Source organism: Alteribacter natronophilus, from assembly GCF_006007885.1.
Classification (GTDB): Bacteria; Bacillota; Bacilli; order Bacillales; family Salisediminibacteriaceae; genus Alteribacter; species Alteribacter natronophilus.
Window position 1 is genome coordinate 190,485 of sequence record NZ_VCRO01000002.1, and the last position, 14,349, is coordinate 204,833.

At 52.3% G+C, this 14,349-nt stretch carries 15 protein-coding genes; 13 read left to right on the plus strand and 2 right to left on the minus strand.

All coding sequences use genetic code 11. The features are described 5' to 3' along the window. Positions 1 to 400: 400 nt before the first annotated feature. A complete protein-coding gene (locus FGB90_RS08000) occupies positions 401 to 1,021 on the plus strand; it encodes a thymidine kinase (protein WP_138810305.1) in 621 nt (206 codons plus the stop codon). Between the two features lie 112 nt (positions 1,022 to 1,133). Here the strand turns inward: FGB90_RS08000 and FGB90_RS08005 are convergent, their stop codons facing one another. Beyond that, entirely contained in the window at positions 1,134 to 1,694 is a 561-nt protein-coding gene (locus tag FGB90_RS08005) for a sugar O-acetyltransferase (protein WP_138810306.1), read from the minus strand. A gap of 176 nt (positions 1,695 to 1,870) precedes the next feature. Between FGB90_RS08005 and FGB90_RS08010 the strand changes: the two genes are divergently transcribed. Further along, on the plus strand, positions 1,871 to 2,356 hold the full coding sequence (locus FGB90_RS08010) for a hypothetical protein (RefSeq protein ID WP_138810307.1): 486 nt from the start codon (positions 1,871 to 1,873) through the stop codon (positions 2,354 to 2,356). A gap of 76 nt (positions 2,357 to 2,432) precedes the next feature. Here FGB90_RS08010 and FGB90_RS08015 read toward each other — a convergent pair whose 3' ends face one another. Further along, positions 2,433 to 3,764 (minus strand): FAD-dependent oxidoreductase, encoded by a 1,332-nt coding sequence (locus tag FGB90_RS08015; RefSeq protein WP_138810308.1) that lies wholly within the window; start codon positions 3,762 to 3,764, stop codon positions 2,433 to 2,435. 151 nt (positions 3,765 to 3,915) lie between these two features. Between FGB90_RS08015 and prfA the strand changes: the two genes are divergently transcribed. From prfA to upp, 11 genes are all read left to right on the plus strand, one after another. Then, the gene (gene prfA / locus FGB90_RS08020; RefSeq protein ID WP_138810309.1) at positions 3,916 to 4,986 is read left to right on the plus strand and encodes a peptide chain release factor 1; all 1,071 of its coding nucleotides are present in this window, start codon (positions 3,916 to 3,918) and stop codon (positions 4,984 to 4,986) included. Position 4,987: 1 nt separating this feature from the next. Next, positions 4,988 to 5,866 carry a peptide chain release factor N(5)-glutamine methyltransferase gene (gene prmC / locus FGB90_RS08025; RefSeq protein ID WP_138810310.1) on the plus strand — a complete coding sequence of 293 codons (879 nt, stop codon included), beginning with the start codon at positions 4,988 to 4,990 and terminating at the stop codon, positions 5,864 to 5,866. Between the two features lie 365 nt (positions 5,867 to 6,231). Then, positions 6,232 to 6,861, plus strand: coding sequence for a stage II sporulation protein R (gene spoIIR / locus FGB90_RS08030; RefSeq protein WP_138810311.1), 630 nt, complete (start codon positions 6,232 to 6,234; stop codon positions 6,859 to 6,861). A gap of 164 nt (positions 6,862 to 7,025) precedes the next feature. Next, positions 7,026 to 7,478, plus strand: a complete 453-nt coding sequence (locus FGB90_RS08035; RefSeq protein ID WP_138810312.1) for a GNAT family N-acetyltransferase — start codon at positions 7,026 to 7,028, stop codon at positions 7,476 to 7,478. Between the two features lie 153 nt (positions 7,479 to 7,631). Next, positions 7,632 to 8,693 carry an L-threonylcarbamoyladenylate synthase gene (locus FGB90_RS08040; protein ID WP_306419228.1) on the plus strand — a complete coding sequence of 354 codons (1,062 nt, stop codon included), beginning with the start codon at positions 7,632 to 7,634 and terminating at the stop codon, positions 8,691 to 8,693. Positions 8,694 to 8,753: 60 nt separating this feature from the next. Then, positions 8,754 to 9,296: a manganese efflux pump MntP gene (locus FGB90_RS08045; RefSeq protein ID WP_246056105.1), complete on the plus strand. Its 543-nt coding sequence runs from the start codon at positions 8,754 to 8,756 to the stop codon at positions 9,294 to 9,296. Between the two features lie 340 nt (positions 9,297 to 9,636). After that, the gene (locus tag FGB90_RS08050; RefSeq protein ID WP_138810313.1) at positions 9,637 to 10,299 is read left to right on the plus strand and encodes a low molecular weight protein arginine phosphatase; all 663 of its coding nucleotides are present in this window, start codon (positions 9,637 to 9,639) and stop codon (positions 10,297 to 10,299) included. Between the two features lie 83 nt (positions 10,300 to 10,382). Next, positions 10,383 to 10,820, plus strand: a complete 438-nt coding sequence (rpiB, locus tag FGB90_RS08055) for a ribose 5-phosphate isomerase B (protein ID WP_138810314.1) — start codon at positions 10,383 to 10,385, stop codon at positions 10,818 to 10,820. Between the two features lie 47 nt (positions 10,821 to 10,867). Further along, the gene (locus FGB90_RS08060) at positions 10,868 to 11,446 is read left to right on the plus strand and encodes a TIGR01440 family protein (RefSeq protein WP_138810315.1); all 579 of its coding nucleotides are present in this window, start codon (positions 10,868 to 10,870) and stop codon (positions 11,444 to 11,446) included. A 477-nt stretch (positions 11,447 to 11,923) separates the two neighbouring features. Further along, the gene (gene glyA / locus FGB90_RS08065; protein WP_138810679.1) at positions 11,924 to 13,159 is read left to right on the plus strand and encodes a serine hydroxymethyltransferase; all 1,236 of its coding nucleotides are present in this window, start codon (positions 11,924 to 11,926) and stop codon (positions 13,157 to 13,159) included. 496 nt (positions 13,160 to 13,655) lie between these two features. Next, positions 13,656 to 14,285, plus strand: a complete 630-nt coding sequence (gene upp / locus FGB90_RS08070) for a uracil phosphoribosyltransferase (RefSeq protein WP_138810316.1) — start codon at positions 13,656 to 13,658, stop codon at positions 14,283 to 14,285. Positions 14,286 to 14,349: the final 64 nt, after the last annotated feature.

Genomic DNA, 14,349 nt, shown 5'->3' on the forward strand with positions numbered 1-14,349 from the left:
CCGGGAACGCAGGGAAATCAGGATGAAACGTAGCGAACACCCGGCTCAACGTAGCGAAATCGGGACTGAACGCAGCGAACACCCGGCTCAACGTAGCGAAATCGGGACTGAACGCAGCGAACACCGGCTCAGCATAGCGAATTCAGCAATGAACGTAGCGAATCAGTCTTTTTCCGAGGTTACAGCACGTGTCTGCACCTGCCGGAAATTTAAAAAAAGGCAACTTTACGAATAAGGAAGAACCTCGGCGATAACCGTCAGAAATAGTTCCAAAACAACCCCAAATAGACGTTGAGTTTTTCGTTGAGAGGGTAATATAATGGTGAAAAGTGTCAAATTAAACGGACAGGGGACACGGTCTCTGTCAATTTTTAAGTACATAGATCAGGGAGAGGTTTTGATGAATTTAACGAGAAGAGAAGGATGGCTTGAAGTCGTCTGCGGCAGTATGTTTTCAGGGAAGTCCGAGGAGCTGATCCGGCGTGTGCGGAGAGCGAGCTACGGAAAGCTGAAAGTGCAGGTATTTAAACCGGAACTGGATAATCGTTACAGCGCAGAAGAAGTGGTTTCCCATAACGGAAATAAAGTGTATGCCCTGCCTGTCAAGGAGTCTTCGGACATTCCGGCTCTGATCGAAAACGGGACTCAGGTCGTGGCCATAGATGAAGTGCAGTTTTTCAGCAGTGACATTCTTGAAATCGTTCAGGATCTTGCCGATCAGGGTGTGCGCGTCATCTGCGCCGGCCTTGATCAGGATTTCCGCGGCGAGCCGTTCGGCTGCATGCCGCAGCTGATGGCAATTGCAGAAACGGTAACCAAGCTTCAGGCCATCTGCCTGTCCTGCGGGTCGCCGGCCAGTCGCACCCAGAGGCTCATCGACGGTAAGCCTGCGTCCTATCATGATCCGATTATTCTGGTAGGGGCTTCGGAATCATACGAACCCCGCTGCCGCCACTGCCACGAGGTACCGAACAGTCCATCACTTGCCCGGAGTGAACCGGAAGCCCATATTAGTACCTGAGCGAAAAAGCGCCCGCCTGCAGTGGCAGGGATCAATCTTACACAGCCAATACGCATAAAAAGAGACACGAAGAACAGATCTTCGTGTCTTTCCCTATAGTCAGGCAAACAGCTTATATTTCAATATGTTTAATGACCCTGGCCGGATTACCTCCTACTACAGTGTTCTCCGGTACATCTTTCACCACTACTGCACCGGCTGCAATAACGGCATTGTCCCCGACTGTCACCCCCGGGTTTATCACTGCACTGCCGCCAATCCACACATTGTTTCCAAACGAAATTGGTTTTGCATATTCTTCACCGGAATTCCGTTCGCGTGGATCGAGCGGATGAGTTGCCGTATAGATCTGGACGGCGGGTCCGAGCATACAATTGTCCCCAAACCGCACTTCACACACGTCTAAAATGGTGCAGTCAAAGTTTGCAAAAAAGTTGTCCCCAACGTGGGTGTTGGATCCGTAGTCAAAACGGATATTCGGCTCCATGAATGGGTTTTTCCCGGCTGAGCCAAGAAATTCCTCTAATAACTGCGAGCGTTTTTTTGCTTCTATTTCAAGTGTCTCATTATAGAATCTCACTTGTCGTCTTGCTTCTTCACGTTCTTTTACTAATGCCGGGTCGGCAGGGTTGTACATTTCTCCGGCCAGCATCTTTTCTTTCTCGGTCTTCATATATACATCTCCCTTTTAACTGCCATCAGTGTATTTTCAGTTTATCCGTGAAATTCCCGGCGGGCAAGGGAGTCACACTCACCGGCCGTTTCTGTGCACAAGGCTCTGGAAAAATCCTTTTAACTGTGTCTAAAATGACGGGGCCGTGGGCAGACTGTTAGCAGGAGGTGCTCATCATGAAATTGATCTTCAGGAGCCTCGCTCTGCTCACGCTGTTCATGGGTCTCATGACCGGCTGTACAGACCTTGATAACCCGGAAGTCGGCGGAATGAACGAGCCGAATCACCCGGATGCGGAAAACGTGGCATACGGCCTTCTCGGCCCGGGGCCAGCCAACTACGGCGCCATTCACGAACGGCGCCAGCCCCACCACATTGACCAGGAAGTAAACAATACCGGTCTCAGCTACCGTGACCCGGTTTCCGCCCGTCACTCTATCGGTGACGACCAGGACGATATGGAACGAGTCGTCTGGAACATCGACGGCGTCGTGCCCGGTACGATTCTTATAACCGGCGGAAATGCCACGGTTCATGTTCAGCTGGAGAACCAGGGTCTGAAACAGGAAGAAAAGGATAAAAAAATCCGCCATGTCTACAGGAAGCTGCGCCAGGCAAACCCAAGGTACAATTACCAGGTGGTCATCAATGATTTCCGGTAGACGCTGACTTTGCTCCCCCCTAATTTTTTATATAAAGAACGAGCACCTGCCTCCTCATCGGCAGGTGCTCGTTCTGTTATTTTACTCTTCTGGATGCCTGCTGAAGGGGATCCCACACGCCGTTGTATGGCGGAGCGTAGCTCAGATCCAGATTCTCGATATCAGCCATGGTCATTTTGTGATAAAGAGCGGTTGCGGCGACGTCGATCCGCTTGTCCACACCGCGCCGGCCAACAGCCTGAAGACCGAGGAAGTGACCGGTTACCTGATGACTCACCACTTTCATGAGCATCGGCTCGTTGTCCGGATAGTAACCTGCATGGGAGTGACCCTTGAAGGCATCGCAGTCGCACTTAAAATTCATTTCGTCCGCTTCCTGTTCCCCGATCCCGGTTTTACCGATCGTGAGGTCAAAAAACTTCATAATTGACGTGCCAACGATACCCTGGAACGCCTGGGCCACGCCGCACATATTCATCCCCGCAATCCGGCCCTGCTTGTTGGCATGGGTGCCGAGGGGCTGGTAGTCGTTTTTCGCCTTGATTCTGTGGTACTGGGTGGCGCAGTCGCCGGCAGCATAAAGGTCCGGTACGTTCGTTTCCATGTATGAATTTACGATAATCGCCCCGTTATCCATCGTATGGACCCGTGTCCGGTCGACCATCTCCGTGTTCGGCGTAACGCCAACGGCTACTACAACCATGTCTGTGTTGTAGGATTCCTTGTCCGTGACGACCTGCTGCACCCGGCTGGTTCCTTCGAACCGCACAACGCCCTCACCGGTCTGAACCGCGATGCCTTTTCGGTGTGCCTCTTTTTCAATCTCGGCACTGATTTCGGGGTCGTAGGCGGAACCGAGACGGTCGGCATGATCGATAATCCGGACCTTCTTGTTTTTTTCCACCAGGTTTTCGGCGAGCTCGAGGCCGATGTAGCCGCCGCCGATGATGGTGACGTCGAGGACGTCGGCTGACATATCCTCCATAATGGTTTCGGCGTCGGGGATGGTTTTCAGTGTATGGATACCGTCGAGGTCTGTGCCTTGAAGGTCCGGCATGACGGGGGCGGCTCCCGTTGCAATCAGGCATTTGTCGTAGCTGAGTTCGAACGACTCGTCTGTTTTCAGGTTGGTGCCGGAGACGGTTTTCCGGTCCGGGTCAACCTTCGTAACCTTATGATAAACTCTGGCATCGATGCCGTATTCGTGTTCAAAAGTGTCCCGGGTTCTGGCGATGAGATCGTCCCGGTCCCCGGTGAGACCGCCGATGTAATAGGGCAGGCCGCACTGGGCGTAGGAATAAATACCGCCCATTTCAAGTGTGGTCACGTTCGCATTGTTGTCCCTTCGGACGATCTGCATGGCGGCACTCATGCCGGCTGCGTCGCCTCCGATAATGACATAGTCCATTGTTGTTCCTCCTTCTCTGCTGTAGCGTGTCTTTCTGTACTATCCCACTGATTGGGTTAAAAAAAACGGGGTTTTGTGTAGGGAGCGGTTTTGACGGCGGGTGCGGGCTGTACTATAATAAGACTGTTATGCAGAAGACGAGGTGAAGAAGATGTTTGATCGGTTACAGGCGGTTGAAGAGCGCTATGAACGTTTGAACGAACTACTAATGGACCCGGATGTGATTTCGGATACGAACAAGCTCCGGGAGTATTCCAAAGAGCAGTCCGACATAGAAGAGACGGTACAGTCATACAGAGAGTACAAGGAAGTGAAAGGGCAGTACGATGATGCCCGTGAAATGCTTAATGACAATCTCGATAATGAGATGTACGAAATGGTGAAGATGGAGATGGATGAGCTTCAGGAGCGGATTCCCCCTCTTGAGGATAAACTCCGTGTGCTTCTTCTTCCGAAAGATCCGAACGATGATAAAAACGTTATCGTTGAAATTCGCGGGGCGGCCGGGGGAGACGAGGCGGCGCTGTTTGCCGGCGATCTTTACCGGATGTACTCCCGTTTTGCAGAGGAGCAGGGCTGGAAGACGGAAGTTATCGAGTCCAACCAGACCGGGATCGGCGGCTTCAAGGAAGTTATCTTTATTGTGAATGGAAAAGGTGCGTACTCGAAGCTTAAGTACGAAAACGGCGCCCACCGCGTCCAGCGGGTACCTTCCACTGAGTCCGGCGGCCGGATTCATACGTCCACGGCGACGGTTGCTGTCATGCCGGAAGCGGAAGAAGTGGAAGTGGATATTCACGAAAAGGACATCCGCGTCGATACGTTTGCTTCAAGCGGGCCGGGTGGACAGAGTGTAAACACGACCATGTCCGCCGTCCGTCTGACACACATGCCGACGGGTACTGTGGTGTCGTGTCAGGACGAGAAGTCCCAGATCAAGAACAAGGAAAAAGCGATGAAGGTACTTCGTGCACGGATCTATGACAAAGTGCAGAAGGAAGAACAGGCGAAATACGATGAAACGCGTAAGTCGGCTGTCGGTACGGGAGACCGTTCCGAGCGGATCCGCACATATAATTTCCCGCAGAGCCGGGTTACTGATCACCGCATTGGTCTCACGATTCAGAAGCTCGATCAGATTCTCCAGGGTAAACTGGACGAAATTATCGACGCCCTGATCGTGGAAGAGCAGTCCAAAGCGATGGAAGAAGCAGGAGAATAACATGAGCGTACGCATTTATGAAGCCCTGCAGCGGGCTTCTTCTTTTTTGGAAAAACAGAATGTGGAGCGGGGCGTGGCGGAAGTGCTGCTGAGTCACCATACCGGATGGTCCCGCTCCCGCTGGCTGGCTGAGCTTCAGTCGGAGATGGATGCGGGGATATTTGAGGCATTCTGGGCCGATGTGGAGCGTGCTTCCACAGGGGTGCCAGTGCAGCACCTGACAGGGGTGGAGCAGTTTTACGGCCTTGAGTTCCGTGTATCACCGGATGTGCTTATTCCCCGTCCTGAGACGGAGGAGCTCGTAGACGGTGTACTTCGTGAGATTAAGGTTCGCTATCCAGATGAGCGGCCGCTGCGGATCGTTGATGTAGGTACAGGGAGCGGAATTATTGCTGTCACACTGGCAAAAGAGCTTTCCGAACGGGCCGGGGAAGTCACTGTCGAAGCAGTCGATATTTCTGCGGCCGCACTTGAGACCGCCCGTGAAAATGCACGGGTACTCGGGGCGGATGTACGGTTTTGGGAAGGGGATCTTTTGGAGCCTCTGCTTCTGAAAGGAGCCACGGTGGATATCGTTGTCTCCAATCCTCCGTACATTCCGGAAGGTGAACGGGAGAATCTTGCTGTAAACGTACGGGAGTTTGATCCCGCTACGGCGCTCTTTGGGGGCGAGGACGGGCTCGTCCTTTACCGGAGGATGGCTGAGCAGCTCCCGTGGCTTCTGGCTGTGGACGGCTTCGCGGCGTTTGAGATCGGTTATGACCAGGGAGAGAGCGTGCCGGCACTGATGCGGGCAGCGTTTGGCTCCGGCTGGCGCGGCGGCGTTGAAGTGCGGCAGGATCTGAACGGGAATGACCGGATGGTGTTTGTTTACAGGTAGCACCGGAGTTATTTTCAGGATGTGAAGGCTGTCCCATGCGGGGGCAGCCTTTACTGATTTGTGTGGTGCTGATTTTGGCGGGTTAATTTTATTTAGTTTTTAGGTTTCGTGATTTGGTGGTTAGTTAGTATTATTTAGCTATTAGTTTTCATGATTTGACGGTTAGTACTTTTATTTAGCTTTTAATCTCACAATTCAGCTTTTAGTCCATAAGCGCAGCCTCCCTCCCCCGCCTCCGACAACCACCTTCCATCCCCGTCCCTCCCCAAAATCCGCGCAGCCCTGTCACACTCTGTCGCACGAAACCCTGTTTATCTTCCTCCCACCCTGACCAGAATGACTGGTGAGAGGAAGGTGTCAGAAAAATGAGACGAAATCAGAAGCAAGGCCTTATATATACGATGATCGCCCTGATTGTACTGATGATGAGCTGGGAAGCCCAGCAGGTGAATCCTGCTTTTGCCAACGACCCGAATGCGATTCCGGAAGACTCCATCCGTCTTAGAATTCTTGCAAACAGCAATGCTCCGATGGATCAGCTGGCCAAGCGGAACATCCGTGACGCCATCAACGTGCAGATCACGGAATGGGTGAGTGAGATTGATTCCCTTGAAGAAGCGCGCACACTTATTTCAACCCGTCTTGATGAGCTTGACCAAATTGTCCAGGCTGAACTTGACCGCGCCGGCAGCACACAGCCGTTTGAAGTATCCTATGAAAATGTTCAGTTCCCGACCAAACTGTACGGAAGTTTCCTTTATCCTGCAGGCGAATATGAAGCGGTGCTTGTATCCATCGGCCGCGCCCAGGGAGACAACTGGTGGTGTGTACTGTTCCCGCCGCTCTGCTTCCTTGATTTTGCCAACGGGGATGCCGTGGCCCAAGCTGACGAAGGGCAGGGAGAAATGGACGCTGAAGCAGAAGAGGAGGAAGTGGAGGTCACATTCTTCTTTGTGGAATTCTTCAGCGGACTGAAAGACAGGATCTTCGGATAGTCAGTTCTGTGAGCTGACCGCGCCTGAAGCAGCAGAGCTCTATAGACAAAAATCCCTCGTCATAACCCGCCCATTCCTCACATAGAGTAGCAGTAACAGGCAGCCGGCCCCGATGTGGACAACCTCCTGACACTGCCACTCTACTGCTGAAAGGATGAGCACATATGGGTGTTATCGTACGGAAAGCGGAATCGGAAGACACGCTCCGGCTCCAGCGCCTCCTGGCAAAAGCCGGTGTGATGGAACAGGTGTATGACGAGGAGCCGACTGAATTTATCGTAGCGGAAAACGAGCAGAACGAGTTGATCGGAACGGCCGGAATTACAGAGATCGGCAAAGGTGAAGGACTTCTTCGCTCCCTCGTCATCGACTCGGAAAAAACAGGTGCGGTGTTTCTCATGGAATTCCTGGAGACAGCGACGGCCTTTGCAAAGAAGAAAGGCTTCGGCAGCCTTTATATTCTGACCTCCGGCAAACAGTCGTTTCTCGGACAGATGGGATTTTCTCCGGTAGCACCGGATCACATCCCGAAAAACCTGAAGCAGTCAGCACATTACCGGAAAAACGCCGTCCGCAGTCCACAGGTTATGCACATGAGTCTCACTGTGAATAAATAAAAGAATTATTAACAGGTTATGCACAGTTTTGCCGACTTGCCCACACCCTTTTGTGGATAAGTCGGCTTTTTTGTGCAGGGAACCGAAAACCATCGCCCAGTTGACATTCGCCTGTTCCCGTCGCAAAATAGACAAAGCAGGGAGGTACGAACATTGAGCGAACAAATGAAAACACGTTATCTGTCTGTGGACAGTGATGTGGATAACTTAACTGAAACGGGGGCCGTCCGTACTGCGGCGGCTCTTTTAAAAGATAACCTTACAGTAGCTTTTCCCACTGAGACTGTTTATGGTCTTGGGGGGAATGCCGAGTCCCGTGAGGCAATCGAGCGGATCTTCCGGGCGAAGGGACGGCCGGCAGATAACCCTCTCATCGCCCATGTGGCCAGAAAAGACGATGTGTACCGTTATGCTTCCAGCGTCAGTGAGCAGGCTGAACAGCTCATGGACGCCTTCTGGCCTGGACCGCTGACGATCATTTTCCCCCACAACGGCACGCTTCCGGAGGCGGTGACAGCGGGTCTTTCCACGGTGGCACTCCGCATGCCCGGCCATCCCCTGGCACTGGCCATCATTGAGGAGGCCGGTGTACCAGTAGCGGCACCGAGCGCAAATACGTCAGGACGGCCGAGCCCGACGGCAGCTGTCCATGTGCGTGAAGACCTGGACGGAAAAATTGCGGCAATTGTGGATGGCGGTGCCACGGGTGTGGGAGTGGAGTCCACAGTAGTGGACTGCAGCAGTGAAAAGCCAGCCATTCTTCGTCCGGGAGGCATTACGAAAGAAGAGATTGAGAATATTATCGGTTCCGTAGAAGTGGATTCGGCGCTCTCAGCCGGGGACGAAGCGCCGCGGTCGCCTGGAATGAAATATACACACTACGCGCCAAATGCCGCGGTAACGGTAGTAAGCGGCTCGGACCGTTTTTTCCAGGAGCAGATTAATAATGCAGCGGCACAGGGAAGAAGAGTCGGTGTTCTCGTTCCGGAAGAGAAAAAAGATCTATTTACCGGTGTGGAAGAAGAGCGGATCTGCGGAAGTGTAAATGATATGGCCAGTGTGGCCAGAGACCTTTACGCCAGCCTCCGTTCATTCGATTTGAGCGGGCGTTCCGATCTTATTCTAGCCATGGCAGTTCCGGAAACAGAGATAGGGCAGGCCATCATGAACCGACTGAGAAAAGCCGCGGGAAACCGCGTTATCGCGGAAAAATAACAGATATATCCCCCCCTGGACGTGCATACGGATGAAGTAGCACGTCCAAGGGGGGATTTTGTGTTAGGAGAAGCGCTTACTCTCGCAATGATGGCGTTTGCCTTAAGTATGGATGCCTTCTCGATTTCAATCGGTCTCGGCATGATCGGACTGAGAATGCGCCGAATCGCATTAATAGGAACCACAGTCGGGCTATTTCACGTTCTGATGCCTCTTCTTGGCATCATTCTCGGAAAGCTCGTCTCCCAATATATCGGAGTTTTTGCCTACATTATCGGAGCCGGCCTGCTTCTGTACATCGGTCTGCAGATGGTCCGTTCCTCTTTCTCCGCCGAAACGGGACCTGCTTTCACACCTGTCGGCTGGGGACTGATTCTTTTTGCCGTAACAGTGAGCATTGACAGTTTCTCTGCCGGTCTCGGCCTGGGCATGCTTGGTGCAAAAACGCTCGTCACCCTCGTCAGCTTCGGCCTTTTCAGCGCAGTCCTGACCTGGGCCGGACTCGTTCTGGGAAAAAAAGCAGAAGGCGTATTAGGCAGCTACAGCGAAATGCTCGGCGGCTGTATCCTGATCGGCTTCGGCATAAAAATCCTGTTTGTGTAAACCGCCCCGTACCGAGGCGGTTTTCTTATGGGATGGCTGTGTTCGTTTAGATTGTTGCTTTTGCTCACATTATTAATGGAGCGAAAGGCGGTGACTCCAGCGGGAAAAGCATCAGGTGAAGACCCCGCAGGGTGCTTTTCCCGAGGAGGCTGAAGCGATGCCCGCGGAAAGCATCCGCCTGTAGCGCAATAAAACAACAATCTATCCGAAAACAGCTTATGGGATTGACAGGGAAAGGGGCGTTTTTAATACGGCGTCTGTGGTAAAATATACGTATATCCGAAAAGCAGAATTAAGGAAGAATAGACCATACACGATCTTCAGGAGGGTGGAGCGGACCATGAAAACAATACTGTTTGTCTGTACGGGAAACACGTGCCGCAGTCCGCTGGCGGAAGCAGTTCTGCGTAAACGGGCGGAGGAGCACGGACTCGGGGTGGAGGTAAAGTCGGCGGGAATGCATGGTATGCCGGGCATGGGCATGTCACAGGGCTCCCGGAATGCCCTTGATGAAAAAAACATTCCCCACTCACATAAATCGAATACGGTATCAGGAGAGCTTCTAAACTGGGCGGATCTTGTACTGACAATGACCCAGGACCATAAACGCCGGATTATTGAACAGTTTCCCCAAATGAGCAAAAGTGTTTATACGCTCAAGGAGTTTGCCTATGACAGCCCTGAAAACCGGGAAAAAAAGCAGAAGCTCGACCGGGAAGCTGCCGAGCTTGAAATGAAACGCGTCCGGTTTACAAATGATAACCGGGACAAAGTGGAGGAATACAATTCCAACGGTGATGTTGCAGGTCAGCAGGAGCTGGAACGGGAGCTACTGGAGGAAATCAGACCTCACCGGGAAGAGATTGACCGTATTCTTGAAGATTATCCGACGGTGGATGTGGCCGATCCTTTTGGCGGCAGCGACGAGGTATACAGGCAGACGCTGTCTGAGATCGAAGAAGCGGTGGACAGGCTTGTGGAAAGGCTGAAACAGAGCAGGTGAGCGGCGGCCTCCTGAAGTTGCCTGGACAGAAAAGACATGAGAAAATAGCAGAACATCAAGTATTCCAAGGAGGATAACCTTTTATGAAAGTAGCAATCGGTTCGGATCACGGAGGAAGAAACCTGAAAGAAGAAATCAAGTCTCTTATGGATGACCTCAACATTTCCTATACAGATGTAGGCTGTGACTGCAGCGATTCGGTGGACTACCCGGATTATGGAATTCCGGCAGCGGAAATGGTGGCAAAAGGGGAAGCAGACCGCGGCATCGTCATCTGCGGAACCGGCATCGGCATGAGTATTGCGGCTAACAAAGTCAAAGGGATCCGCTGTGCGCTCGTACACGACATGTTCAGCGCGAAAGCCACCCGCGAGCATAACGACAGTAACGTGCTTGCCATGGGCGAGCGCGTGATCGGCCCTGGGCTTGCAAGGGAAATTGCCAATGTGTGGCTCACAACCGAGTTCGAAGGCGGGCGCCACGCAGCCCGGATTGGGAAAATTTCCGATTACGAAGGCTGATCGTCGTTAAATCTTATCGGTGACTTCAGATTTGGGGAGGGAGTGTGATGAGCTTGGAAACGACGACACTTACTGAAGATCTTTCTTCAGCACTTGCAGATCTCCAGGAACAGGCATCCTTTCGCCCGGGACAGATTCTTGCAGTCGGTACAAGCACGAGTGAGGTGAAGGGCGAACGGATCGGCACGGCCGGCGCAACGGAAATCGCTGCTGCGCTCTGGGAGGCGCTGGAGTCGTTCAGACAGAACACAGGCATTCACCTGGCATTTCAGTGCTGTGAACATCTGAACCGCGCCCTTGTAATCGAGGAGTCGGCCGCATCCGAGTGGCGACTGGAAAATCAGGTTTCTGCTGTTCCGGTTCCCAAAGCAGGGGGCTCAATGGCAGCGTACGCGTATCGCCACATGAAAAATCCCGTTGTGCTTGAAGATATTAAAGCTCACGGAGGCATTGATATCGGGGACACGCTCATTGGGATGCACCTGCGGCCGGTGGCTGTTCCGGTACGAAGCCGGATTAAAGCAATCGGCGCGGCCCACCTGACACTAGCCCGCACACGTCCGAAACTGATCGGCGGCGAACGGGCTGTCTACCAGTCTCCGACTGACGGAACATTCTGCGAATAAAAAGTTAGCTGACCGGTGAAAAGCCGGTCAGTTTTTTTAAGATAAGGCTTTATAAATTTGACGAATCGGAACGCCGGCAGTGAGACTCCTGCGGCAGTGGGCTGGCAGGGTGAGACCCCGCTGGGCTTAGCCCGAGGAGGCTCAGCGCAACCGCCGCGGAAAGCGAACAGACGTCGTGGAGTGAAGTTTTGTTTTTAAAAGGCCCGTCAGTGTTTTTCCTATCGGCTGAATTCAGCTGCCTTTTTTTCCGCCGGAATACCCGTGACTCTATATCATGAATAAAAATATGGATACATAAGAAACTGAACTATCAATCAAATTTTCGCTCATGGATGAAAACCCGGTCCCGGATGCGGTATACTGGAGAAGTGAGTGATTTTACCAGCTCAACTGTAAAACCAACCGCGGTCCTGTCTGGTCCGGATTCATATTGAGGAGGCGAAAGAAGGTATGGCAACGTTGAACGATATGGAACGTATGGCACATATTAAGAAGCAGGATGACGAAGTATTCAAGGCAATGAACAGCGAGCTGAAACGTCAGCAGGATAATATTGAGCTGATCGCATCGGAGAACTTCGTATCGGAAGCAGTTATGGAAGCGCAGGGGTCTGTGCTGACAAATAAATATGCTGAAGGGTATCCTGGAAAACGGTACTACGGAGGGTGCGAACACGTGGACGTGGTCGAGGATCTCGCCCGTGAGCGTGCGAAGCGTCTGTTTGGTGCCGATCATGTAAACGTCCAGCCTCACTCCGGGGCCCAGGCAAACATGGCGGTTTATTATACGGTTCTCGATCAGGGTGACACAGTTCTAGGCATGAATCTGAATCACGGCGGACACCTGACCCACGGCAGTCCGGTTAACTTCAGCGGAAAGCAGTACAACTTTGTGGATTACGGTGTGGACAAAGAAGATCAGGTCATCGACTACGAAGATGTGCGTGCGAAAGCGATCGAGCACAAACCGAAACTGATTGTTGCAGGTGCCAGTGCGTACCCGCGTAAAATAGACTTCTCAAAATTCCGTGAAATTGCAGACGAAGTGGATGCTTATCTCATGGTGGATATGGCCCACATCGCCGGCCTCGTGGCTGCCGGTCTTCATCCGAACCCGGTTCCCCATGCGGACTTTGTTACAACAACGACCCATAAAACCCTCCGCGGTCCACGCGGCGGTATGATTCTCTGCAGGGAAGAGTTCGGTAAGAAAATCGACAAAGCGATTTTCCCGGGCCTTCAGGGCGGCCCGCTTATGCATGTGATTGCAGCTAAAGCCGTTGCCCTTGGGGAAGCTCTCGGTGACGACTTCACAGGTTATGCAAAAAAAGTGACAGAAAACGCAGTTGCTCTTGCCGAATCTCTGAAAGAAGAAGGCGTAAACCTTGTTTCAGGGGGCACGGACAATCACCTCGTGCTTCTGGATCTCCGCAGCCTCGGTATTACCGGAAAAGTGGCGGAAGAAGTGCTCGACGACGTTAAAATTACGACAAACAAAAATACGATTCCTTTCGATCCTGAAAGCCCGTTTGTAACGAGCGGTCTCCGACTCGGTACGGCAGCTGTTACTTCAAGAGGCTTCGGCACGGAGGAAATGAAGCAGGTGGGCAGAATTATGGCCGCCGTCCTTAAAAACCACGAAAAGAAAGACGTGCTGGATGCTGCACGTGAAGATGTGAGTAAACTCACAGCGGGCTTCCCGCTCTATAAATAACGCCATACCCGCGGCCCTCTGTTTCTGACAGGGGGCCGTTTTCCGGTTGAGAAGGCGGGAGGCGAGTTTGAGAGAGGTCGATATCCACTCATCTTCTCAGGTTCTCTCCATTTAACCTGCTAAACGGCATCCTCCTCCTCCCGTTCGACACAAATGTGGACAAAACGCAGGGATAATGTGAATAACCTTCCCTGTTCTGTGAATGGATTTCCACAATTGTGTATAAAACACCGGATTTCTGTGGATAAGCCCGCCTGAAACACACCTGCCTGTGGATATGTTCCTGTGGGGATGTGTATAACATCACTCATTCACCTTCCCGTAAGGCTGATTAACATTTTCCGAGCTCCTAAAATCGTTCTCGGTACCCCGGTTATCCACAAGTTTATCCGGGAATAAATTCCGTTCTCTTTTTTCACCTTGATATGGCAGGGCTTTTTATGTAGAATCTTGAAAGGGTACTGAAAGACAAAGCGGAAAAGGAGCGGGATGGAGCATGAGTAAAGTGTACGTTTTTGATCATCCGTTAATTCAGCACAAGCTGACGTATATTCGGGACAAGCAGACAGGTACAAAGGAATTTCGTGAGCTTGTGGATGAAGTAGCGAGCCTGATGGCGTTTGAGATTACGCGGGAACTTCCGCTGCAGGACGTGGAAATTGAAACGCCGGTCGGCCCGGCAACAAGTAAAACAATCGCCGGGAAAAAACTCGGTCTTGTACCGATTCTTCGTGCCGGACTCGGCATGGTGGACGGCATTCTGAAACTGATCCCGGCAGCTAAAGTCGGTCACGTCGGTCTTTACCGCGATCCGGAAACACTTGAGCCGGTTGAATATTACGTAAAGCTTCCAAACGACGTGGAGGAGCGCGAATTCATCGTCATCGATCCGATGCTGGCAACAGGCGGATCGGCTGTCGAGGCGATTCATTCCCTCAAAAAGCGTGGTGCAAGAAACATCAAGCTCATGTGTCTCGTTGCTGCTCCTGAAGGTGTTGAGATCCTTCAGCGCGAGCATCCCGATGTGGATATCTTCCTCGCCGCGATGGACGAGAAACTAAACGAAAAAGGATACATTGTACCAGGTCTCGGTGATGCCGGCGACCGCCTGTTTGGTACGAAGTAACGCATCCTGTCAGGGGAGCGCACGGCGTGCGTGGCCCTATAGTATAGAAACCGTCCATTCCGGG

Bases quoted from the DNA above. Each gene is read 5' to 3' on its own strand.
- FGB90_RS08000 (WP_138810305.1), top strand. From the start codon at position 401: ATGAATTTAACGAGAAGAGAAGGATGGCTTGAAGTCGTCTGCGGCAGT.
- FGB90_RS08005 (WP_138810306.1), bottom strand. From the start codon at position 1,694: ATGAAGACCGAGAAAGAAAAGATGCTGGCCGGAGAAATGTACAACCCT.
- FGB90_RS08010 (WP_138810307.1), top strand. From the start codon at position 1,871: ATGAAATTGATCTTCAGGAGCCTCGCTCTGCTCACGCTGTTCATGGGT.
- FGB90_RS08015 (WP_138810308.1), bottom strand. From the start codon at position 3,764: ATGGACTATGTCATTATCGGAGGCGACGCAGCCGGCATGAGTGCCGCC.
- prfA (WP_138810309.1), top strand. From the start codon at position 3,916: ATGTTTGATCGGTTACAGGCGGTTGAAGAGCGCTATGAACGTTTGAAC.
- prmC (WP_138810310.1), top strand. From the start codon at position 4,988: ATGAGCGTACGCATTTATGAAGCCCTGCAGCGGGCTTCTTCTTTTTTG.
- spoIIR (WP_138810311.1), top strand. From the start codon at position 6,232: ATGAGACGAAATCAGAAGCAAGGCCTTATATATACGATGATCGCCCTG.
- FGB90_RS08035 (WP_138810312.1), top strand. From the start codon at position 7,026: ATGGGTGTTATCGTACGGAAAGCGGAATCGGAAGACACGCTCCGGCTC.
- FGB90_RS08050 (WP_138810313.1), top strand. From the start codon at position 9,637: ATGAAAACAATACTGTTTGTCTGTACGGGAAACACGTGCCGCAGTCCG.
- rpiB (WP_138810314.1), top strand. From the start codon at position 10,383: ATGAAAGTAGCAATCGGTTCGGATCACGGAGGAAGAAACCTGAAAGAA.
- FGB90_RS08060 (WP_138810315.1), top strand. From the start codon at position 10,868: ATGAGCTTGGAAACGACGACACTTACTGAAGATCTTTCTTCAGCACTT.
- glyA (WP_138810679.1), top strand. From the start codon at position 11,924: ATGGCACATATTAAGAAGCAGGATGACGAAGTATTCAAGGCAATGAAC.
- upp (WP_138810316.1), top strand. From the start codon at position 13,656: ATGAGTAAAGTGTACGTTTTTGATCATCCGTTAATTCAGCACAAGCTG.